The sequence below is a fragment of the Streptococcus infantis genome (assembly GCF_047464615.1).
Taxonomy (GTDB): Bacteria; Bacillota; Bacilli; order Lactobacillales; family Streptococcaceae; genus Streptococcus; species Streptococcus infantis_Y.
Genome location: NZ_JASHBO010000002.1, coordinates 50,199 through 70,315 on the forward strand (window position 1 = coordinate 50,199; position 20,117 = coordinate 70,315).

Annotated in this window: 23 protein-coding genes and 1 pseudogene; all 24 read right to left on the minus strand. The window is 37.9% G+C overall.

Going from position 1 to position 20,117, the window contains the following annotated elements:
• Window positions 1–25: 25 nt before the first annotated feature.
• Window positions 26–1,027: a hypothetical protein gene (locus QM450_RS01485; RefSeq protein ID WP_269798526.1), complete on the minus strand. Its 1,002-nt coding sequence runs from the start codon at window positions 1,025–1,027 to the stop codon at window positions 26–28.
• Between the two features lie 52 nt (window positions 1,028–1,079).
• The gene (locus tag QM450_RS01490) at window positions 1,080–1,304 is read right to left on the minus strand and encodes a multidrug transporter MATE (protein WP_269798525.1); all 225 of its coding nucleotides are present in this window, start codon (window positions 1,302–1,304) and stop codon (window positions 1,080–1,082) included.
• A gap of 9 nt (window positions 1,305–1,313) precedes the next feature.
• Entirely contained in the window at window positions 1,314–1,544 is a 231-nt protein-coding gene (locus tag QM450_RS01495) for a hypothetical protein (RefSeq protein WP_000167063.1), read from the minus strand.
• The gene (locus QM450_RS01500; protein WP_269798524.1) at window positions 1,537–1,989 is read right to left on the minus strand and encodes a thioredoxin domain-containing protein; all 453 of its coding nucleotides are present in this window, start codon (window positions 1,987–1,989) and stop codon (window positions 1,537–1,539) included. Before QM450_RS01500 ends, QM450_RS01495 begins: the two co-directional genes overlap by 8 nt.
• Entirely contained in the window at window positions 1,986–2,408 is a 423-nt protein-coding gene (locus tag QM450_RS01505) for a hypothetical protein (protein WP_001292118.1), read from the minus strand. Before QM450_RS01505 ends, QM450_RS01500 begins: the two co-directional genes overlap by 4 nt.
• Before the next feature lie 15 nt (window positions 2,409–2,423).
• Window positions 2,424–2,627, minus strand: coding sequence for a hypothetical protein (locus QM450_RS01510; RefSeq protein ID WP_000878299.1), 204 nt, complete (start codon window positions 2,625–2,627; stop codon window positions 2,424–2,426).
• Between the two features lie 8 nt (window positions 2,628–2,635).
• Entirely contained in the window at window positions 2,636–2,797 is a 162-nt protein-coding gene (locus QM450_RS01515; protein ID WP_269798523.1) for a hypothetical protein, read from the minus strand.
• 88 nt (window positions 2,798–2,885) lie between these two features.
• On the minus strand, window positions 2,886–4,388 hold the full coding sequence (locus QM450_RS01520) for a primase C-terminal domain-containing protein (RefSeq protein ID WP_269798522.1): 1,503 nt from the start codon (window positions 4,386–4,388) through the stop codon (window positions 2,886–2,888).
• 23 nt (window positions 4,389–4,411) lie between these two features.
• The gene (locus QM450_RS01525) at window positions 4,412–4,759 is read right to left on the minus strand and encodes a hypothetical protein (RefSeq protein WP_269798521.1); all 348 of its coding nucleotides are present in this window, start codon (window positions 4,757–4,759) and stop codon (window positions 4,412–4,414) included.
• A 101-nt stretch (window positions 4,760–4,860) separates the two neighbouring features.
• The gene (locus QM450_RS01530; RefSeq protein ID WP_101776663.1) at window positions 4,861–5,052 is read right to left on the minus strand and encodes a hypothetical protein; all 192 of its coding nucleotides are present in this window, start codon (window positions 5,050–5,052) and stop codon (window positions 4,861–4,863) included.
• A 92-nt stretch (window positions 5,053–5,144) separates the two neighbouring features.
• Complete coding sequence (locus tag QM450_RS01535; protein WP_269798520.1) at window positions 5,145–5,675, minus strand: hypothetical protein; 531 nt, start codon at window positions 5,673–5,675, stop codon at window positions 5,145–5,147.
• A gap of 19 nt (window positions 5,676–5,694) precedes the next feature.
• On the minus strand, window positions 5,695–6,435 hold the full coding sequence (locus QM450_RS01540; protein ID WP_414319456.1) for a hypothetical protein: 741 nt from the start codon (window positions 6,433–6,435) through the stop codon (window positions 5,695–5,697).
• A gap of 241 nt (window positions 6,436–6,676) precedes the next feature.
• Window positions 6,677–7,177 carry a modification methylase Sau96I gene (locus QM450_RS01545; RefSeq protein WP_269798518.1) on the minus strand — a complete coding sequence of 167 codons (501 nt, stop codon included), beginning with the start codon at window positions 7,175–7,177 and terminating at the stop codon, window positions 6,677–6,679.
• Window positions 7,178–7,440: 263 nt separating this feature from the next.
• Complete coding sequence (locus QM450_RS01550; RefSeq protein WP_000037108.1) at window positions 7,441–7,671, minus strand: DUF2969 domain-containing protein; 231 nt, start codon at window positions 7,669–7,671, stop codon at window positions 7,441–7,443.
• A 135-nt stretch (window positions 7,672–7,806) separates the two neighbouring features.
• Complete coding sequence (pcp, locus tag QM450_RS01555; protein WP_414319457.1) at window positions 7,807–8,451, minus strand: pyroglutamyl-peptidase I; 645 nt, start codon at window positions 8,449–8,451, stop codon at window positions 7,807–7,809.
• 13 nt (window positions 8,452–8,464) lie between these two features.
• Window positions 8,465–9,388: a DUF979 domain-containing protein gene (locus QM450_RS01560; protein ID WP_248034923.1), complete on the minus strand. Its 924-nt coding sequence runs from the start codon at window positions 9,386–9,388 to the stop codon at window positions 8,465–8,467.
• Window positions 9,385–10,074 (minus strand): DUF969 domain-containing protein, encoded by a 690-nt coding sequence (locus tag QM450_RS01565; protein ID WP_414319458.1) that lies wholly within the window; start codon window positions 10,072–10,074, stop codon window positions 9,385–9,387. Before QM450_RS01565 ends, QM450_RS01560 begins: the two co-directional genes overlap by 4 nt.
• Before the next feature lie 34 nt (window positions 10,075–10,108).
• Window positions 10,109–12,076: a peptide ABC transporter substrate-binding protein gene (locus QM450_RS01570; protein WP_414319459.1), complete on the minus strand. Its 1,968-nt coding sequence runs from the start codon at window positions 12,074–12,076 to the stop codon at window positions 10,109–10,111.
• Window positions 12,077–12,097: 21 nt separating this feature from the next.
• Window positions 12,098–13,120: a branched-chain amino acid aminotransferase gene (locus tag QM450_RS01575; RefSeq protein ID WP_315638941.1), complete on the minus strand. Its 1,023-nt coding sequence runs from the start codon at window positions 13,118–13,120 to the stop codon at window positions 12,098–12,100.
• Window positions 13,121–13,263: 143 nt separating this feature from the next.
• Complete coding sequence (locus QM450_RS01580; RefSeq protein ID WP_414319460.1) at window positions 13,264–15,315, minus strand: thiol-activated cytolysin family protein; 2,052 nt, start codon at window positions 15,313–15,315, stop codon at window positions 13,264–13,266.
• Window positions 15,316–15,643: 328 nt separating this feature from the next.
• A complete protein-coding gene (parC, locus tag QM450_RS01585; protein ID WP_414319461.1) occupies window positions 15,644–18,124 on the minus strand; it encodes a DNA topoisomerase IV subunit A in 2,481 nt (826 codons plus the stop codon).
• 218 nt (window positions 18,125–18,342) lie between these two features.
• Window positions 18,343–19,161: an aminoglycoside 6-adenylyltransferase gene (locus QM450_RS01590; protein WP_414319462.1), complete on the minus strand. Its 819-nt coding sequence runs from the start codon at window positions 19,159–19,161 to the stop codon at window positions 18,343–18,345.
• Between the two features lie 16 nt (window positions 19,162–19,177).
• Window positions 19,178–19,397, minus strand: a pseudogene (locus QM450_RS01595) (GNAT family N-acetyltransferase); the annotation flags it as partial.
• Window positions 19,398–19,463: 66 nt separating this feature from the next.
• A complete protein-coding gene (locus QM450_RS01600; RefSeq protein WP_414319463.1) occupies window positions 19,464–19,838 on the minus strand; it encodes a GNAT family N-acetyltransferase in 375 nt (124 codons plus the stop codon).
• Window positions 19,839–20,117: the final 279 nt, after the last annotated feature.

Genomic DNA, 20,117 nt, shown 5'->3' on the forward strand with positions numbered 1-20,117 from the left:
TGATTTCATTTTATTTTACCTCACTTTAATTCATTTCTACAGTTTCAATAGGGTTTGAAAATTCAAATGTTCCATCTTTGACTGCCTGTTTTTTCTTGTCCAAAGACTCCAATTTAGCCTTCAACTTTTCAATGTTTTTATAGGCTGTTTCGATGGTTCTATTCTTCGTTTCGATGTTTGTATCCAGCGTAGCAATATTCTTTTGATTGGCTTCGTGATCATCGCCTGTTAGATATTTTGCTTCTGCCTGAAGACTCGCTTTTCGTGAATTATCATCTTCAATTGATTCCTTTAATTGAGCAATTGATGTTGTCAATTTTTGAGACTGTTCATTCTGGAAATTGATCTCTTTTTCTATTTCCTGAAGAGTAAATTCTTCTCTGGAGACAACCTCAATAGCTTTAATTTCAAGCTGAGTATTTTGAGGAGTTACAAAGAATTGTACAGTGTCATCTTCTTCAGATTTCTTCTGAGAAACCTTTTTAGAGTCACTGGATGGTGATGAAATATTCACATCAATTGAGCTAGAAGCGACTGTCTGATTTGTCACATCGATCGCAAATGCACCAAAATTTTTCGGAACTCCTTTAATAATAACCGATACTTTATTATCAATGATTGGCACAACATCCATCTCTATTTTTGAGTCTTTATGTTGCGCATAGAGTTTCCATTTCAATCGTTTGGCATCGATGCCCCGATCTATCGAAGTCGTAGCATCTTTCGTCTCAAATTGTAAAACGATAATTCCAGTATCTGGTGAATATTCCTGGCTGACCAGTTTCATCTCACCACTGCCATTCGCAAAAACCTGCTTTGTTTTGAGTTGTTCTGAAGTATAAGTTTGTCTTTGTGGCGAGAATATTGCTCCCATCAAAAGGGTCAACCAGGTCACAAACAACATTGAGAAAATAACTAGTTTTCTCTTAATAATATTCTCTTGAAACCAAACTTTAATCTTAATAAATGGCTTCAAAATTGGGCTAGATTTTATCTTTTCAATCCAGCGTTTGATTGTATCTATCATAATGGATATATCCTTTCTACTCTATGTAAATTTTTGTTTTTATACCAGTGCCTTACCTCCGTTTCTCATGCCTCTTATATCCTCTCCAAATAAATGAAACCTTACTTTTCGGCCAAACACTTTTTAGTAGCATTAAGAACGCCAATGGCAGCCTTTTCGTTTTGATTTCATTTCCAAAGTTATCACATATAGTTATCCTGAAGAGCGGTACAAACCAGATCGCAATCAAGACGGTTCCAACAACGCCATGCGCAATAGCATTTAAAATTTGATACATACTGCCTCCTTAAATACAACCTAACTTTTCAGGTGCCAAATCCAATGTTAGCCAAAGAGCCTCATCTTGAGAAATATGTGTTAGTCTTCCTCCCTCATCATTAAAACGATGTAGGGTAAACGTTCCATCTGATAATTTTCCTAAAACAACCATTCCTTCATTTGTCCTAGTACGCCATAGTTCACAATCATTTTGAAAGGCTGTCTCGGCCCATTTACTTAGCTTTACCCTTTTAGTCATTTATGGCCTCCTGAATACTTTTCTCATCTGCTACAATCTTTTCATCTGAATCTCTTGAAGCATACAGATATTTCTTTATTTTTCCCTTACGAATCTTGATGATAGTTGCAGCTTTTTCAACCTGGTATTTTTCTACCAACTTTTGACCTTCTTCTGTCTGAGTATCAATGTAAAATGTAGGATAGGAACCTTTATTGGCTGCATCTACAACTACACTTTTTCCAACCTGACAGTAAGGACAATCTTTTTTATAAAATACTAGATTTACATTTTGATCAAGTACAGTATTCTGGTATTCCTTCTGAGTAAGGTGAGGATCATAATCTAAGATAAAATAATCTTTATACAGCCTATATCCTCCTAAAACTGCGAGACTCACAAGTAAAATGGCAAGAAGAGCCCCAGCCCCTAGAGCTAACTTAACATGCGTAAAAAGCTCTTTCATCCTATCTCCTCCTCATCCATAAAATCAAATATGGAACCTTGAACATAATCAATCTTGGCCAATTCTTTTATTTCTGATTTCAAGTTAGTGAAAGTTGTCATCACTTCTTGAAAGAGTAAAGGATCAAATTCCTCGGAATCCAATACACGGACAATTGGCAACATTGGATAATGATCTCTCAACTCCTCCTGCAGGTAATCTGAAATCATTTTATCATTCGAGATAACACTATCTACTCTAATGATCGCTGGAATGCTAGAAATACTCTCCTCGTTTTGATAAAAAGTTAAAGCCACATCCCCTGCAGAAACAGACTCAAATTTTAAGTTATCCGATGAAAGTTTAAAATAATAAGCCAATGGTTCCTGCCCAACCCCTGTTAGGTAGTATCCTCTAATAATTTTGAATAACTCTGACATCGACCTTTCTCCTTCCTAACAAACTTTTAAAAGTCTAAACGGAGCTTGATACACATCAGGATAGTGAATCAATCTCTTTTTTCTTTGTTCAGGAAGTGGTTTACGGTAATGTTTTTGAAGATACTGAAAAGCTAGTCCCAATGTATCAAAAACTAAAACTTTATTCTCCCCATTACAAATATAGTCACCTAATTCAAAACTGAAAATTACGTACTTCATTCTTCTTCTCACTTTCTATTTTGGCCAATCATTGCCAATAGATCTGTCTCTAATTCAGAATCATATCCGTTTTCTAAACGAACTCGTTGACGAATCCCTATAAGTGAGAGAATTAATAAAAATCCTCCAACAAATATAAGACTAAATAGTCCAGCTAAAATCAAAATCATATCATTCCTCCATAGATTATTTTACATACATTTATATCTTGGTAATAATCGTAGATATAAATGTAAGGCAGTCTGCGGGTTTTTAAAATTATCCAATATCAAGCTCAAATAGAGATAGTTGTTGTGTTTGTTTAAAGCCATCTTTAACCCTTTCTATCACTCTTTGAGTGAACTCTATACTTTCTTCAAAGAAAGCAGCAATATTGGCCATATAAGCCTCCTGACGCTCTTTCTTCACCTTGATAAGGGAAAGCAGGATTGCTTTGATAGAGGCTAATCTGATGCCTCCTCCACGGCCGTGTTTGACTGTGAAGAAGATCTTTTGTTCTGTTTTGAGAACCTTCAATACTTTATCCAATGAACGCTCAGGAATGTTCAACTTCTCTCGTATCTCTTTTTTCGTCGTCTGGATAAATGGATCCTCAGATTGATAGAAACCTTCTAAATAGGCCATTACGTCTGTTTTCCATTCATAGAGATGACTATTCTTCCTGTCAGCACGTTTCTTCTTAAATTTATACCAACGTTGCTTCACAAAGAGATCTGAAGCCTTGAGTTCCTGATTGACCCATGCTTTACATAAAGTCATAACATAATCACGACTAGCAGCTTCATATTTTCCTGAGTAGGCGCTTGTGATAATCTTATGATATTCAGCTGAAGAGAGTGGCTCGTCTAGATTCGCATTAAAACTAGAAAGAACCTCCTCACACTCTTCCTGATCGATTCCTGAAGAGAAGTTGGCTAAAGCTAGCGTGAAAAGAACGTTGTTTCTTCCCATCAAGGCTTTTCCACCTTTGATATTCCCCTCTCTCATCAGCAATTGATACCAGGGTTCATCAATCTGTTTCACCCCTTCAGAGCCTGAAATAACCGTCAAATTGGGCTTTTTACTTGGGAAAGGAAGTTCTGATTGCTTCATTGACCAATCTAACCACTCCTGGAACGAATAGGTATAGTCAGCTTCAAAAAATTCAATATTATCAGTTCGAGGAATCCGAGCAATCCCAAAATGGTTACAAGTCAAATCTACTGGTAAAGTTTGAGCAAAGTAATTTCTCAAATTTTGAGAGATAGCTTTAGCCACCTTTACCACTCGAAATTGGGAATGAGCTGTAACATAAGCTGATTCTGAGAGGACAAAATAGGCTTGAAATCCCTTATCAGATTTTAGAATCAACGTTGGCATAAAACCTAGCTCCAGAGAAGCGGTTAAAATATCTCCTGTCGTCATTTCTTCAGCTGCAGAGGTAATATCGAAGTCAATGTAGAATGTGTTAATCTGTCTAAGATTATCTTCAGAGTGCCCACGTGTAATCCGTCGACCAGCATCACTATAGCTTCCGTAGCAATACACATTAGGAGTCCAGTGTGTAAACTGATCCTGGTTCTCCAGCAATGATTCGACAGAGGTTAAAACAACACCACGTGCCTTCACCATGTTCGCTTTTGAACGATAAGCAAATACAGATCCTCGTCTTCCTTCTTCAGCTGAAGAGATGAGCTGTAGATGGCTATTCTTAAATTTTTGTGTTCTTAATCCGTCTTTTGTGATGATGGATAAGCATTTTAACAAATCAATCTTTTTCATGATTTTTAGGTCTCTCATACTTTTTAAAGCGTACTTAACAGTCGCTCGAACTCTTCTGCGCTCAGAAGATCGTCATCGTCTTTCCGTGGTTGGAAAGGCATAATCTTTGATACTGGTTTCTTTTTAGCACCTAAACGGTAACGATGTCCGTTTGGCAACCAACCTAGCTTGTAATCCAATCTAGGAAGGTTTTCTCTACCCTTGATGCTATCGTTTGAAACCCCAATTTCAACCTCTCCAGATAGCTTGGCGTTTGCCCACTCACTAGGAGTGATTTCCCCAAAACTATCCCAGAAGGCTTTTCTTTGAGCAGTCTTTTGTTGTCTACGAGCGCTTGCATAAGCACTCGCTGTTCTAAAGTTATTAAGCATATAAGTTCCTCCTACCCAATTGGGCTTTTTTCTTTTTTCCGTGAGATAATCTATTCTCAGCACCTGCAAATTCCCAATCTCTCTCAAGCCAATTCGATAAATCAATTCCAGAACGAAAGTAATTCGTTCATGATATTAGAAAATTTTTCAAAACCCTCTGAAGTTATTTCTATAAACTTTAAGAATCTTTGATAACCATCAGGTTGGAAAGCTATCAAAGCGATAACTATCACCCCTACTATTCCCAGACACAAAAAAGCAGCATTAAACAATTTAATATCTTCTTCATCCATATCAATCCTCCTTTTTATTGGTACAAGATATTAAATAGTAGCAAACACATACGTTACAAATTCCTTTTTGAGATGGCTTTTATTTCATATCCTTACTCCTTGATTTCAGGCGGTTTTGGAAAACTCATCCAATAAATAACACTACTACAAGTATTTTCAAAACCAATACCATCGTTAAAATCAACCCAGATATCTGTATACACTTCTTCACTTTCACTTGTGTAAACAAGAACCTCTTCGTCTAATTCAGGGATTTTCCCATCCCACATGAATTCAATTTCATCTCCGTATTCCTTTTTTTCTTCGCTAGTAAGGGGTCTTTGTGTAATTTTTTTCCAGTCTGTATTTTTCATAGTTCTTTCCTCTGAGTTATTTATTTGTAGAGTTTGTTCATAGGATTTCCAAAAATCTTCTATTTTCCCATTTAGCGGCAATTCCCCGTAGTTAATATAGCATTGGATAGCTTCATATAAATTACTAGAATTAGATCCTGAAAATGGCACTGTTTTTAGATCAACTGCTGTATTGTTAAGTATAGATGACTTTAGTCGATCCAATAGGATAACTCTGCTTCTCGCATTTCTTAACGTTTGTAAGAATACTTTTCTTTCTGTAATAGCCATATCATCCTGTCTCCTCTCTTCATTTTTTAAACAACTTCAGATAGATATACTCATCCCAATCAGTTCTAATATAAAACTCATCAACAAAAGCATATAATCGTAAAATACTTTCCTTCGATAGCCCTTGTTTCTTCCAATACCTATTATTTTTCCAGCATTTCTTAAACCTAGTAAGAGCTTCTAATCGCTGTATATCTGCTAAAATTAAGCGTCTTGCCGGTTTATAAAGCGGATCTCTTGAACCACGATTTGAAATGAATAATCTATATTCGTCTTCAAATTCATAGAATTCCAAATATCTATTGCGAATATCACTCAAAATAAACTCCTCATCCAATAATTGTGAAGATATTTCAATAGCAACTTCATAAGGAATATCGAGAATATTTGCCAAGTAATTAGGTAAACCTCTTAGTTCAGACTGTTCTTTTGAGAATATCAGTGTAGATGTTCTATAAAATTTTTTAAACTTATTATTATCTTCATGTTCACATTTAATAACACAAAATAGGTTAATGTTAATAATAACTCCAGAAGTTTTAAAATCCTTCGGCAAATCCTTTTCTGGAATAATGTAGTTACAGAAACCTGTTGTTCCATAGCGTTCCTTAGCAAACGTCAAATCATTTTCTATCTGTCTTTTTCTAATTTGTTCCTCTTGTTCTCTTTTCTTCTGCTCAATTTTATGACGTTCTTTCTTCTCTTCCGTAGTTTCAGAACGTCCTTTCCAGCTTGAATAAGGCAGTCCAGTATATACCATAGTTCCTCCTATTTCTTCAGCAAAACCCAATAATTAAAAATTACATAAAACGATACTAGGGCTTTTATCTCTCCTCTGGTAAGTTGTACAAGGATATTTAAGTATCACCCTTCCAGCTGTAGTAACAATGGCTACACAGCGTTCTGTTTTTATCTACCCACCAACAAGGACCATACTTTTCATTGATGCAAGGTGTAACCCAGTCGCAAGAACATCGTCTACAAATACCCGTTTCCATTTTCTATCCCTCGTTTATTCTCATACTTTTAGGTAGCTTTCTACTCGGTAAACAGTAACCTTCAGATAAGTCCCTTTTGCTATAAAATTCAGGACTATTTGTCATTATGTGATCACTTCTTCTCCATCCTCGACGAAGTTGTTTGTAAGATAAAGAAACACGCTTCTCAATCTCTTTAAAACTAAATCCCAGCTTCAAATATGTTGTTACAATAGTAGTAGCATGTTCTTTGGACTCTTCGCTTCTTGTTCTTCGCTGAAAGTTAATCTGCTTATCTTCTTCATTTAATGCTATCTGATAATCAATAAACAACTTCCGCATTTCCATAATTTTATGTTGCCAAGCCAAGCTGTAAGGTTGGCCTGAATATCGATTCACTAGATCCTTTACGGGTTGTTTAAATTTCAGCTGAAGAGGATCAAATTCGCCAAGGTCAGAAAAAGGATCAATGAAACCTAATGGTTCGCTTTGAATTAATTCATTGTATAGCGCTTCTCTGTCCATCCTAATTTATCTCCTTCTGTCAAATGCACGTCATTGAGTCAAATAAGCTTAATTGGATGGTTGTAGGCGCTTGTTCGCTGTTTCCATTCTTATCATGATCGATAACGTCAAAGATTTCTAACGTGTCTAAATTCATTACAATCTCTAATCCTACCATCGTTGAACTCCTCTCAAATAGAATTTTAAGCGAACAAAAAAGAGAACAGATTTCTCTGTTCTCCTAAAAATATTGAATTATTTGATTTTCTAAAAACTCTTACCACTTACTTTGCTAAATTATAGTTTTCAATCAAAATTTCCACAGCTTTTTCAAGTTTTTTATAAAAACTATCGACATTTCCATTCTTTATGATCGCAAATTGATTATCTAGTTCAGCAATTTCACCAATAACCTTTTTACCAATCGTTAAAGTATACCCTTCATACTTTTCCTTACCAACTAAAACAGTTGCATCTGTTAATTGAATTTCAATTTTTTTATCTTTTTTACTCATACGATACCTCTTTTCACTCTTCCTATTTTACAAGAAATTTAAAAAACTGGCAAGAAAAAAACTCTTTACCAAGCTAATCTTGATAAAGAGTTTTTGTGACAAAATCTAATTTTTTAATCTAGGGAAGATTCATTGTTAGTGGGTTGTCCCACCCACTAATTTTATGTCCTTATCTTTATAATCTACGATAGCATCAATCGCAGCTTCTATACCTCTGACGATATCAGTTAAATTCATAGATGCTGTATTAGGTTTATTGATCACCTGTTCTGTCATATAGGGAATATGCATAAATCCTGCTCTCATATGTGGAAACTTTTTATTCGCTAAATAGAGAGCCTGGTACATCAAATGATTACAAACAAAGGTTCCTGCTGTATTGGACACTGTAGCTGGCAACCCTTCCTCTTTTATGGCTTGTACCATTGCTTTGATAGGGAGTGTGCTAAAATAGGCAGCTTGACCGTCCAGGCGTATAGGAGTGTCAATCGGCTGATTCCCTTGGTTATCAGGAATTCTAGCATCATCTTGATTGATGGCAACTCGCTCAGGAGTTAGACTAGCTCTTCCTCCTGCTTGTCCGATGCAAAGCACCGCATCTGGCTGAAAGCGGACGATTGCTGTTTCTAAAACCTCTGCTGCTTTATAAAAGACTGTTGGGATTTCTACCCAATGAATTTCAGCTCCATGAATCTCAGATGGTAATGATTTAACAGCTTCCAAGGCTGGATTGACCTTTTCACCACCGAAAGGATCAAAACCTGTTACTAATATTTTCATTTTATTTCCTTTGCTAAAATGCCAAAAAGTACATCAAAAATATATGTAGGATAATCATGATAACAGCTACTCCTACTTGCGCTTTGATAACCCCATTTGGATCTTTCATATCCAGAAGAGCTGCCGGTAAAGCATTAAAGTTAGCCGCCATTGGAGTCAATAAGGTTCCACAGCAACCTGCCGTCATTGCTAGAGCTGCAGCCACGATTGGATCAGCTCCCAAGGCAAATACAAAGGGAACACCAATTCCAGCAGTAATAACAGTAAAGGCAGCAAAGGCGTTCCCCATTATCATGGAAAATAGAACCATCCCAAGGACATAAGCTACCACTCCCATAAAACGACTACCCGAAGGCACTAGACCGCTTATCAAATGAGAAATCAGGTCTCCAACTCCTGCTACGGTAAAAATTGCCCCTAAAGCCCCTAAAAGTTGAGGCACAATCCCACTAGTTGAGACTTGCTGAACCATGCGATTGTTTTCTGCTAACAAGCTTCTAGGAGAACTCTTAGTAATCAATAAAAGAGAGATGGTTGCAAAAAATGCTGCAAGACTGATAGCAATCTTACTAAACTCAGGGATCATTTTTGCTAATACCAAAGCAATCAAAGCCATTAACATGACTGGAATAAAAATTTTATTCTTTAGTCGTTTAGCTTCAATGTTTGCCTTGACTTCATCCAGAGACGGTAAGGTTCCGATACGAACCTGTTTAAAGAGAGTTAGCAGGGCTAAGAGCACTACGATAACTCCAATACAGACAGAAGGTAGATAGGAACCACCGATAAAACTGATGCCCAATAAAGCCCAAAACCCAGCCGTTCCAAAGCGAACTGGGTTTGTTTTATCTTTATAGCTACAATAAGCTGTATGAAGGAATTGACAACCAATCACAATATAGGTCAACTCTAATAACTGTCTTGCTAGATTGGTCATTCTTCTTTTCCTTTACTAACCTTATTTGCTAGCAGTTTTCTATCAAACAGGTAATTGTAAATCCCAACTATAAATAGGGCAACTCCTGCAACTATAAGCGAAGCTGAAGCAATTCCTGCATAATTACTTTCGTAACCTAATTGGTCCAGTGTGCCCCCTATCAAGAGGACACCACCTGCACCAACGAAAGTGTTTTGAGCAAAGAAATTTGCGAAATTATCATTTGCTGCTGCACGCGCTTTTAGCGCTTCGCTCTCCTGCTCCGTTAATTTTCTACCTAATTGAGACTCTGCTGCTGCTTGTCCCATGGGTTGAACCAAAGGCCTTACAAACTGCGGATGTCCTCCAAGACGAATGGCAAAGAAACCATCGAGTTCCCGAAAAAAGAAATACACGGTATAAAAACTTCCTACGGTCAGTCCTTTAATCTTTTGAATCAAGTCAATCGAACGTTGCTTGAGGCCAAAAGTTTCAGATAAACCTACTAGTGGCAAGGTTACCATAAAAATCGTCAGAACTCGTTGATTACTAAATTCTTTTCCCAAAATTTCCAAGAACTCAACAAGAGAAACGCCAGAAACTAGAGCGGTAACTAAACTAGCTAAGACTACCGTTGCAATGGTATCTAACTTATAGATAAAACCAATCACAATGATAACTATCCCTATTAGTTTAATCCATTCCATATAGGCCCCTTTATTCCAAAAGTACTAGTCTGTTTTATTTGACATGACTTTCTAATTCTTTTTGGTATTTATTGTTTGATTCCAATTTTTCTTTTTGCCATTTTTCAAGAGCTGCTTGGTATTCTTTAGCAGATACAATCTCTTTTTGCAATTTCATTCCCTTGAAGATGTATGGATCACCCTTAATACCAACTTGTGAGTATGGTTTAGAGAAAGGAACAATGTTGCTGACAACTGGTGAACCACCTGATGAAGCTGTTGGCATCAAGAGAGAACTATCAGTGAGCCACGCTTGAGCTTTAGCATATTTTTCATATCTCTTATCCAAGTCGTTTGTCTCAGAAACTGCATCATCCAAGAGTTTCTTATATTCGTCCAAACCTAGTTGAGCTACTACTTCCTTGTCTTTTCCTTTAGTGATACCAAGGTGTTTCATAGCAGAACCGGTCTTAGGATCCATGATATTGAGATAACTTGCTGGGTCTTGATAGCTTGGAGCCCATCCAGTACTGTTCAAGTCATAGTCTTTTTGAGCAGGAACACGCGCTTGAGATGTAATGCTTTCCTTCTCGTTATCAGTCATCTGAAGGACATCAATCACGACATTTTCAGAACCAAGAGTTGATTCGATTGATTGTTTAAAGGAATTGCTTTGTTGAACGGCAATGGTATCTGTCTGTTCAACTGGAACATCCAAGTGAATTGGGAAGGTTACACCTTTTGCTTCCAATTCTTTCTTAGCTTTTTCAAATGAAGCTTTGGCTTTGTCAGGATTGTAGATGGTATCTTTTCCGTCAACGAGCTCAACACCTTTCCATTGGTCTCCATAGTTGACCAATTCTTTTTGAGCGATATCACCAAAGTTTTTACCACCAGATTGAACGAAATTGTCTGGTACTAAGCTATTACGAATAATCTTGTCCGCACCATCTTCACCGTTGAGCTGGGCAGCATAAGAATGACGGTTGAAGGCAAAGTTGATTGCTTGACGGAAGTCCTTGTTCAACATTGCTTCTTTTGTAGAAGTTTTCTGTTCTTCACTTGTTTTCGCTGTCTTATTGAAAGATTGACGGTTTACGTTAAAGGTAAAGTAGTAACTAGTTGAATCCTGTGGGCTGTATGTAATTTTATCTCCGTATTGTTCCAAAGTTGAGGCAAAGTTTGAGCTACTTGGGAAGAGACGAGCTGTTGTGTAAACACCTGAAGAGAAGCTACGGATCAAGGATTCTTGGTCTGAACCATCATAGTAAGTTAATTTAACTTTCTCGATTTTAACCTTCTCTTTATCCCAATAATTTGGATTCTTTTCATATTCGATTAAAGATTTTGAAGTCAATGTCTTCAAAATATATGGACCGTTATAAAGAATACCAGCTGGGCTGACCGTTCCGTAATTCTTACCTGATGCTTTGAGGAATTCTTCATTTACTGGCAACATAGTTGCTGAAGTTACTTTTGAATTCCAGAAAGTTTCAGGTGCGTTTAGAGTGTACTGGACAGTGTAATCGTCCAACGCCTTAACCCCAACTGTTGAGAAGTCGTTAGTCTCACCAGTCATATATTCATTCAAGCCCTTGATTGAGTTTTGAATAAGAGTGACACCGTCTGATTTGCCATCTGCTACGTGTTTCAACCCTGTAACAAAGTCATGCGCAGTTACTTCAGCGTATTCTTCACCTTCTGAAGTATACCATTTAACCCCTTTACGAAGTTTATAAGTATAAGTCAAACCGTCTTGTGAGACACTCCAATCCTCAGCGAGGGAAGGAATCAAATTCCCATATTCATCGTTTTCCAATAAACCATCAACGACGTTACCGATGATATCAGTTGTTGAAGTACGAGTTGCGATACTGTAGTCCAAAGATGATGGGTCTACTCCATAGACATAAGAGAAAGTTGTAGGCGCATCTGCTTCCTTGTCAGCTTTCCCACAAGCTACAAGAAGAACTGCTGTACTCAGGACCACTCCTGCTGTTAACATCCACTTTTTTGTTTTCATAAAGATCTCCTTTAATAATTTTTAATCTACTTTTACAATCCAACCTTCTGGTGCTTCAATATCACCAAATTGGATACCTGTCAATTCATCGTATAGTTTACGAGTCACTGGACCAACCTCTGTTTCACTGTAGAAAACATGGAAGTCATCACCGTGTTGAATTCCCCCAATAGGTGAGATAACTGCCGCAGTACCGCAGGCACCTGCTTCTACAAATCGATCAAGACTATCAATTGGTACATCCCCCTCAACAGGTTTCAAGCCCAAACGATGCTCTGCCAAGTAAAGCAATGAGTACTTGGTAATTGATGGCAAGATTGATGGACTCAATGGCGTTACAAACTCATTATCAGCTGTAATTCCAAAAAAGTTTGCTGAACCAACTTCTTCAATCTTAGTGTGTGTTGATGGGTCAAGATAAATAACATCTGAGAAATGACGGGATTTAGCCATTTTTCCTGGCAAAAGACTAGCTGCATAGTTCCCACCGACCTTGGCAGCCCCTGTTCCATTTGGTGCAGCACGGTCATACTCATCTTGAATCAAGAAGTTTGTTGGAACCAATCCACCCTTAAAGTAATTTCCAACTGGCATCGCAAAGATGGTAAAAATATACTCCTCAGCTGGTTTTACCCCAATGATATCTCCAACACCAATCAAGAGTGGACGAAGGTAAAGGGTTCCACCAGTTCCATAAGGTGGTACGTATTCCTCATTAGCACGTACAACGGCTTTACAAGCCTCTACAAACATTTCTGTTGGAACTTGTGGCATCAAGAGACGATCACAGGTACGTTGCAGACGTTTAGCATTTTCATCTGGACGGAAGAGTTGAATACTGCCATCCTTTGTACGATAGGCTTTCAATCCTTCAAATGCTTGTTGTCCATAGTGAAGGCTTGGAGATGATTCTGAGATATGCAAGGTTGCATCTTCTGTTAATTCTCCTTGAGCCCATTGTCCATCTTTAAAATAAGCGATATAACGATAAGGTAGTTTCATATAGGAAAAACCGAGATTTTCCCAATCGATCGTAACTGTCATGACAATCTCCTTTATTCTAATCAAGCTTTGTGTTCTATTCTACACTATTCTCCTAAAAATTCAAGTATTATTTGTAATTTTCTGAAAATTTCTTCAATAAAAAGAACCAGCTCATAGAACTGGTTACTTTTAGCAAGTGAGAATTAGTTGTTTTCAACTTTTTCATCGTATTTTGGTCTGATTGTTGTACCTGAATTAATAATAGTACGTTTTTGGACTAGAGGAAGGTCTGTACGATTGTAAACTGTACGCCATGGTTCCCAAGCAAGACCTGTTTTTTCTTGAATCTTCACGCGTACATTACGTACATTTCCTTTAAATTGAAGTTCAGTTTGGAAGCCAGCTGTTCTGTTTTTACCATTATCTTCCCATTGACGTGAGCGAATGCTTTCAACTCCATCCTTATCATAAGTTACTTCATCCCAGTAAACATAGTAACGAGCGATATAAGCTCCCTTATGTTGTAAATTGAGGTAACCATTTTTATATGAAGTCACTTTAGTTTCAATGTAGTCTGTATTACTTTGAATTGTGGCTACTTGATTATCTTTCAAGAATGCAGTCTTATAAGAAATTGGAACAGCAGGGTTTTGTGTACTGAAAGTAGCTCCTTCTTGAATCAATTTCTTCAAATCTTCTACTGTACCTGTCACAACACGTGCAGCGCCATCAGCATTTCCACCTACGATTGAAACTGTTACAGTTGTATTCTTCAAGACACGTGCCCATTCAGATTCTGGTTTAATAGGCACTCCTTTGATCACAGCATTGATTGCTGCTTTCAACTCGGTACTCTTGCTTGTTGTTTCAAACTTAACATACATTTGACGTCCGTATGATACGCTTGATACATATACAGGAGGAGTATTTTCATCAATTCCACGTGCTTTCAATTGATCAACCGTTACTCCTGGAGCAAATACATCTGATGGATTTTTTGGAGCATCAAAGTTAGCAGTATAGTAAACTTGTTTAAAATCAACTACCTCAATTTGTTTTTCACCTTTGTGAACTGCATCAAAATCAATTTTCAAATTAACACCGACTTTTTCAAAGTCACTTCCGAATTTTGCTTTCAATTGATTCATGCTGTAAGCAGAAGTTGATTCGTACTGCATACGTGCTGGAGCAGGATTTTTCGCAGCATATTTTTCATGCCAACGGTTTAACAAGGTATTCACACCTTCCTGCATACCACTTGCAGTTGGATTAGCATCTACATAGCTATCTCCGCCTACCATTCCTGGTAAATCAACACTAATTCTACCTTTGCTACGATCTAAACTAATTTGTTGTGGTTTATTTTCTAGAAGGTCTTGATTTGCTTTAAACAATGCACCTAGGAAAATATCTCCGTTACCATTAATGGCAACATCAGCCGAACCATTAGAAAGGCTTTTCTTCACTTTTTCTACGACCACAAATTCACTTCCTTGTTGTTTTGTGCTTGTATTAGTGTAATTTTCTAATGCTTCTCCTTTTCTAGTCAAAATATTTAATTTATCATAATTTAAACCAAATAAATAGTTATTTAGCTCTGCAGTATAATCTGTTTTAGCTTTGTTTTCTGTTTTAACTTTGTTTTCTGTTTTCTTATCTGCTACTACTTTTTCTTCTTTTACAGAACGATATACTTCAACTTCTGCCAAACTAAGAGGAGTTTTAGATTTATTTAATTCAATTTTTACATATCGTGCATCAACTCCTGAGAATTGAACATCAACTGTTGGTTGATTGTTTAAGCTATCTACATGTTGACGAGCCACTTCATTTCCATCTTTATCTAACAAAATAACATCAAAATTAGATAAACGATCCCCTACATTACTGTCTCCACGATTGTAAATACGAACAGTTCCCACACCTTCTTCTTTTTCAAGATCAACTTTCCACCAAGAATGATCTTGAAAATCTGTATGAGTAACTGAGCTATGGCCGTAGTCATTATCTCGATTGCCGTCAACCGCTCTAGAAGCATCTGCACCATAAGCAGTCGAACTCTGACTTGCAGACTTATGAGCAGCAATATTTTCACCAGCAACTGCAGCAACGCTTGGCTCTGTTGCTTTTACTACATTTGTTTGAAATACAAGGCCAGAACCTAGCAAAAATGTTGCAATGGCAACACCACATACTCCAACACTACGTTTACGAATAGAAAAACGAAATCCTTTATCTTGTTTGTTTTGAGACATATAAAACTCCTTTTATATTTAAACCAACTATTTCTTGAACGCGCTTTCTTGAAACAATAAAAGTATAACATAAAAATAATATATGCGCAATCGTTTTCTTAAAAAAATATTATTTTTTTTATTAATCTAGCTTGAATAATTGACCACATATTAATAATTTCACAATTAAATACCAGGAGGTCTATACCAATAAAAACAAGAAAACGAACAGGCTTGAGTCCCTATCAGTTGGGAATAAGCTCTGTTCGTTTTTGTATATATAATCAAATTCAACTCTTAAATCTATAGTTTAAGAAATTTCTCAACGAAAACCGTTTCATTGTTTTTATCATTTCTTAGATTCAAATTCTGTATAAGCTTCCTGAAGATAAGCATCAAAAACTTCTTCATCAGAAATGCTATCTGAAATGAAGCTTCCATTGCTTGTGCGTTCCGATAGATTCAAATCTTGTAGGATTGCTTCATAAGTCGTTCCATTATTTGATTGGATGACAAGCGTTTGCTCTCCATCTTCTACTTCTGTACTAAAGAGATCTCCAACAAATCCTTGTTCAGAAACTGCACCAGCTAGGAAGACGCGATGTGGTTTACTCTTCAATTCTCTAAGAACTTGAAGACCACGATTAGCACGACTGGTTGCTGGAATTTCCTCTGTTGAAACACGTTTCAAGCTTCCACGTTGCGTTAACAGATAGAAGGATGATGTATTGCAGATAAAGGCAGATTGAAGCTCATCATCTGCTTTCAGGTTCATGGCTTTGACCCCTGCAGCCTTAGCTCCTACAACTGGAACCTCTTCGATATTAAAGCGAAGAGCATAGCCATTTTTACTGATTAATAGAACATCATCAAGCTTGATTGGTGCAACAGCTACAATTTGGTCAGTATCGTCTTTCAACTTAGCATATTTGACAGACTTAGAACGATAGGTTCTCCATGGAGAGAATTCTTTACGTTCTACACGTTTGATTTGTCCAAGGCGAGTCGCTGCAAAGTAGGTTGTCGCATCCTCAAACTGATCCACAACTTCAACATAGAGCACTTCTTCATTAGCTTCAAAGTTGGTAATCGTTTGACTCAAGTGCTCCCCGATATCCTTCCAACGGATATCTGCCAACTCATGGACAGGGCGGTAAATGACATTTCCAAGCGTTGTAAAGATTAAGAGATGCTGAGTGGTTTTAACTGATTGAACAAATAGCAAACGGTCATCATCTCGTTTCCCAATTTCTTCTAAGGTAGAAGCTGCGAAAGAACGAGGACTAGTACGCTTAATGTAACCTGCCTTAGTCACGCTGACGTAAGTATCTTCTTCAGCGATCAGACTAGCTGTATCAATCTCGATGACTTTTGCTGTATCTTCTAAAGTACTCAATCGAGGTGTCGCAAATTTCTTCTTGACCTCACGGAGCTCTTTCTTCATGAGATTGTACATAGTTCGTTCGTCACCGATGATAGCTGCAAGCATAGCAATCTTTTCACGAAGTTCTGCTTCTTCTTCTTGCAAGACAACCACGTCTGTATTGGTCAAACGATACAATTGCAAGGTAACGATAGCCTCAGCCTGTTCTTCTGTAAAATCATAGCTGACCTTGAGGTTTTCCTTTGCATCAGCCTTATTTTCAGAAGCACGGATAAGAGCAATGACTTCATCCAGGATAGAGATGACGCGAATCAAACCTTCCACTATATGGAGACGTTTTTCAGCCTTTTCCTTGTCAAAGCGAGAACGCGCCAAGATAACTTCACGACGGTGGGCAATATAACTCGATAAGATGGGCACAATTCCAACCTGACGAGGGGTGAAATTGTCAATCGCCACCATGTTGAAGTTGTAGTTGATTTGCAAGTCAGTATACTTGAAAAGGTAGTTGAGAACAAGTTCGGTGTTTGCATCTTTCTTAAGTTCAATCGCAATGCGAAGACCATCACGGTCAGACTCATCACGAACTTCAGCGATACCTGCCACTTTGTTATTGACACGGACTTCATCAATTTTCTTGACTAGATTGGCCTTATTAATCTCATAGGGAATCTCAGTGATAACGATTTGCTCCTTACCACCTTTTAGCTTCTCAATTTCAGTCTTGGAACGAACGACCACGCGCCCCTTACCAGTTTCATAGGCCTTTTTTATCTCGTCACGACCTTGGATGATAGCTCCTGTAGGAAAGTCTGGCCCAGGCAAGAATTCCATGAGCTTTTCAACCTTAGCAGTTGGGTGATCAATCATGTAGACTGTAGCATCGATAACTTCAGCCAAATTATGGGGTGGAATATCTGTGGCGTATCCAGACGAAATCCCAGTCGAACCATTGACTAAGAGGTTTGGAAAGGCCGCTGGCAAGACCGTTGGCTCTTTCTCGGTATCGTCAAAGTTCCAAGCAAATGGAACTGTCTTTTTCTCGATATCCTGAAGAAGATAACCGGCAATCTCTGATAAACGAGCTTCCGTATAACGCATAGCCGCAGGCGGATCTCCATCCATAGAACCATTGTTCCCGTGCATTTCAACCAGAATCTCACGGTTTTTCCAGTCCTGAGACATACGAACCATGGCATCATAGATAGAAGAATCCCCGTGTGGGTGGAAATTCCCCATGATGTTCCCGACAGACTTGGCCGACTTACGGTAGCTCTTGTCAAAAGTATTGCCATCCTTATTCATAGAATAAAGAATACGGCGTTGAACCGGCTTCAATCCATCCCGAATGTCTGGCAAAGCCCGGTCTTGAATGATATATTTGGAGTAGCGACCAAAGCGCTCTCCCATGATGTCCTCCAGGGACATATTTTGGATATTACTCATATAGGATACAAAGCCCGTAAAATGCAAAGTGAAAATAGGAAATTCTTACAGTGAGCGATGCTCACAAGAGAATTTATCTTTTTCACACAGCATTTAGGACGTGTTCAACTCCTTTCAAAAAAAGTAGAGTAGGTTTTATAGAAAAGGATTTCGGTTACTTTATATAACCAAACTATCCTTTCTGTAGTTTAAAGTTTTGAATTGTGTTCTTTATTTTCTTAGTGATTAGGAAGTTTTTCCTCAGCATACTGAATCAACTTCTCAGCCACTTCCTTATCATAGTCAAAGCCCAGCTTCTTGGCTAAATCTTGCGCTTCTCTATGAAAGAGACTCATAGTAGCCAATAAAGACTGAGTGATTTTGTCTAAACTTGAGAAATCAAGAAGATCAGAGAATTCCTTCTCTTTCTCTGTAGGTAAATACTGGAAAAGATACTTGTAGTTCTTACCGATGTCGACTACTCCTCTATCTCTTGCGACCTGCCAGGCCAATACTTTTAACAATTCTTGCTGACAAATACCGTAGAGATGGTCAGTAGCATAAATGATTTGCTTACGACAAATTCCTTTGACCACGTAAGCGGAAACCCACCAAAATTCATTACAAGATTTTTCAAAATCCGTCTCACTAGCTGGACTTGTCCAGAAGCGCTCTGGACTGGGAGAATGAGGCACAAACAAGCCCTTAGGATCCTCTAGCACCGTGAAATCCGCTTCGCTTTCTACCCACTCTTGAATGTGGTCTTTGGGGCAGAGGGTTAAATCAATCCGATTGCCATCTTCAAATAGCATGAGATAGAGACGACGGTTGCCTAGGATATTATGCTGCTCAATGATACGTGTGCCAAACTGGTCCAACCAAGAAAGGTCGGCTATCAGACCATCCAAATCCTCCACGATATAGACTACATCATAGTCTTGGAACTCGTCCTTGGGAGCCTTTGGGTTTGTCCGCGAGCCGGACATGGCGACTGCATCGACCTGTAGTACTTTTGCAGTTTGCAAAATCACATCAAACATCTCAGTTTCAGTTCTCATGGGAATACCTGCCTTTTTAGTGGAAACTCTTGATTCTGTAGAGGACATGTCTATAAAGCGGACTGTCTGCTGGAACTTTTTCATTATCAAATTCTTTGACAAATTCCATGCCTAGCTTTTGCATAACTTTTTGCGAAAGTTGATTGAGTAAGGATGTAAAAGAGTAAACTTCTGACAAGCTAGCTTGCTGAAAAAACAAAGTCTAGAAAGGCTTGGGCAGCCTCCGTCGCATAACCATCTTGGCAAGTTCAAGCGAATCTGTCAGACCCAGTTTGTTGTCAAGCGTCATTGGCTGTCTCCTTTCATTCAGATTTTCTAAATCCTGTACCAACAGGCTTAAAACTTATTGCCCGATAAAATCCATCTGCTTCAGATATTAATTCAATCCGTGTCAAAGGATATTTTTTGTGGATCTCCTCAATCAGCTGCTGCCCCATTCCTTTTCTGCGGTGGGATTTATCAATAATTATTTCAGCTAAAAAGGTCGTCAGCACTTCATCCGTCAGATAACGGGCAAAGCCAAGGATTTTCTGGTCCTCTTCAAGCACCAAGTAATGAGACAGATTTGTTGAAAATAGATCTGTCACTTTTTCCTCTGTAAAAGAAAGCCATTTTTCACTTTGATAAAAGCTATAAATAGCTTGACAATCTTTTCTGCTTGCAGGTCTGATAATCATCTTCTATTCCTCCAAATCTATAATCTCCTAAATTTTTTTATTTTAACTTTAATTCCTTTTTTACCTTTCCTGATTTTCTGAAAAGTTTTTTTGATTTAAAACTGCTCGCAATAAAAATAAACGTTCGTCTTTTACTCAAAAAACACTCGCCGGATTTTCTGCCAAACAGAATTTGCTCTAAAGCACTCCGTCAGAAAAACTAGCGACTTCACTTTAGCCCTAGTAAGCTTGTCAGAAATTCAAATGATAGGTTAGTTTATATTATAGTGATTTCGACAA

Coding starts and splice junctions, on each gene's coding strand:
- QM450_RS01485 (WP_269798526.1), bottom strand. CDS start 1,027: ATGATAGATACAATCAAACGCTGGATTGAAAAGATAAAATCTAGCCCA.
- QM450_RS01490 (WP_269798525.1), bottom strand. CDS start 1,304: ATGTATCAAATTTTAAATGCTATTGCGCATGGCGTTGTTGGAACCGTC.
- QM450_RS01495 (WP_000167063.1), bottom strand. CDS start 1,544: ATGACTAAAAGGGTAAAGCTAAGTAAATGGGCCGAGACAGCCTTTCAA.
- QM450_RS01500 (WP_269798524.1), bottom strand. CDS start 1,989: ATGAAAGAGCTTTTTACGCATGTTAAGTTAGCTCTAGGGGCTGGGGCT.
- QM450_RS01505 (WP_001292118.1), bottom strand. CDS start 2,408: ATGTCAGAGTTATTCAAAATTATTAGAGGATACTACCTAACAGGGGTT.
- QM450_RS01510 (WP_000878299.1), bottom strand. CDS start 2,627: ATGAAGTACGTAATTTTCAGTTTTGAATTAGGTGACTATATTTGTAAT.
- QM450_RS01515 (WP_269798523.1), bottom strand. CDS start 2,797: ATGATTTTGATTTTAGCTGGACTATTTAGTCTTATATTTGTTGGAGGA.
- QM450_RS01520 (WP_269798522.1), bottom strand. CDS start 4,388: ATGAAAAAGATTGATTTGTTAAAATGCTTATCCATCATCACAAAAGAC.
- QM450_RS01525 (WP_269798521.1), bottom strand. CDS start 4,759: ATGCTTAATAACTTTAGAACAGCGAGTGCTTATGCAAGCGCTCGTAGA.
- QM450_RS01530 (WP_101776663.1), bottom strand. CDS start 5,052: ATGGATGAAGAAGATATTAAATTGTTTAATGCTGCTTTTTTGTGTCTG.
- QM450_RS01535 (WP_269798520.1), bottom strand. CDS start 5,675: ATGGCTATTACAGAAAGAAAAGTATTCTTACAAACGTTAAGAAATGCG.
- QM450_RS01540 (WP_414319456.1), bottom strand. CDS start 6,435: ATGGTATATACTGGACTGCCTTATTCAAGCTGGAAAGGACGTTCTGAA.
- QM450_RS01545 (WP_269798518.1), bottom strand. CDS start 7,177: ATGGACAGAGAAGCGCTATACAATGAATTAATTCAAAGCGAACCATTA.
- QM450_RS01550 (WP_000037108.1), bottom strand. CDS start 7,671: ATGAGTAAAAAAGATAAAAAAATTGAAATTCAATTAACAGATGCAACT.
- pcp (WP_414319457.1), bottom strand. CDS start 8,451: ATGAAAATATTAGTAACAGGTTTTGATCCTTTCGGTGGTGAAAAGGTC.
- QM450_RS01560 (WP_248034923.1), bottom strand. CDS start 9,388: ATGACCAATCTAGCAAGACAGTTATTAGAGTTGACCTATATTGTGATT.
- QM450_RS01565 (WP_414319458.1), bottom strand. CDS start 10,074: ATGGAATGGATTAAACTAATAGGGATAGTTATCATTGTGATTGGTTTT.
- QM450_RS01570 (WP_414319459.1), bottom strand. CDS start 12,076: ATGAAAACAAAAAAGTGGATGTTAACAGCAGGAGTGGTCCTGAGTACA.
- QM450_RS01575 (WP_315638941.1), bottom strand. CDS start 13,120: ATGACAGTTACGATCGATTGGGAAAATCTCGGTTTTTCCTATATGAAA.
- QM450_RS01580 (WP_414319460.1), bottom strand. CDS start 15,315: ATGTCTCAAAACAAACAAGATAAAGGATTTCGTTTTTCTATTCGTAAA.
- parC (WP_414319461.1), bottom strand. CDS start 18,124: ATGAGTAATATCCAAAATATGTCCCTGGAGGACATCATGGGAGAGCGC.
- QM450_RS01590 (WP_414319462.1), bottom strand. CDS start 19,161: ATGAGAACTGAAACTGAGATGTTTGATGTGATTTTGCAAACTGCAAAA.
- QM450_RS01600 (WP_414319463.1), bottom strand. CDS start 19,838: ATGATTATCAGACCTGCAAGCAGAAAAGATTGTCAAGCTATTTATAGC.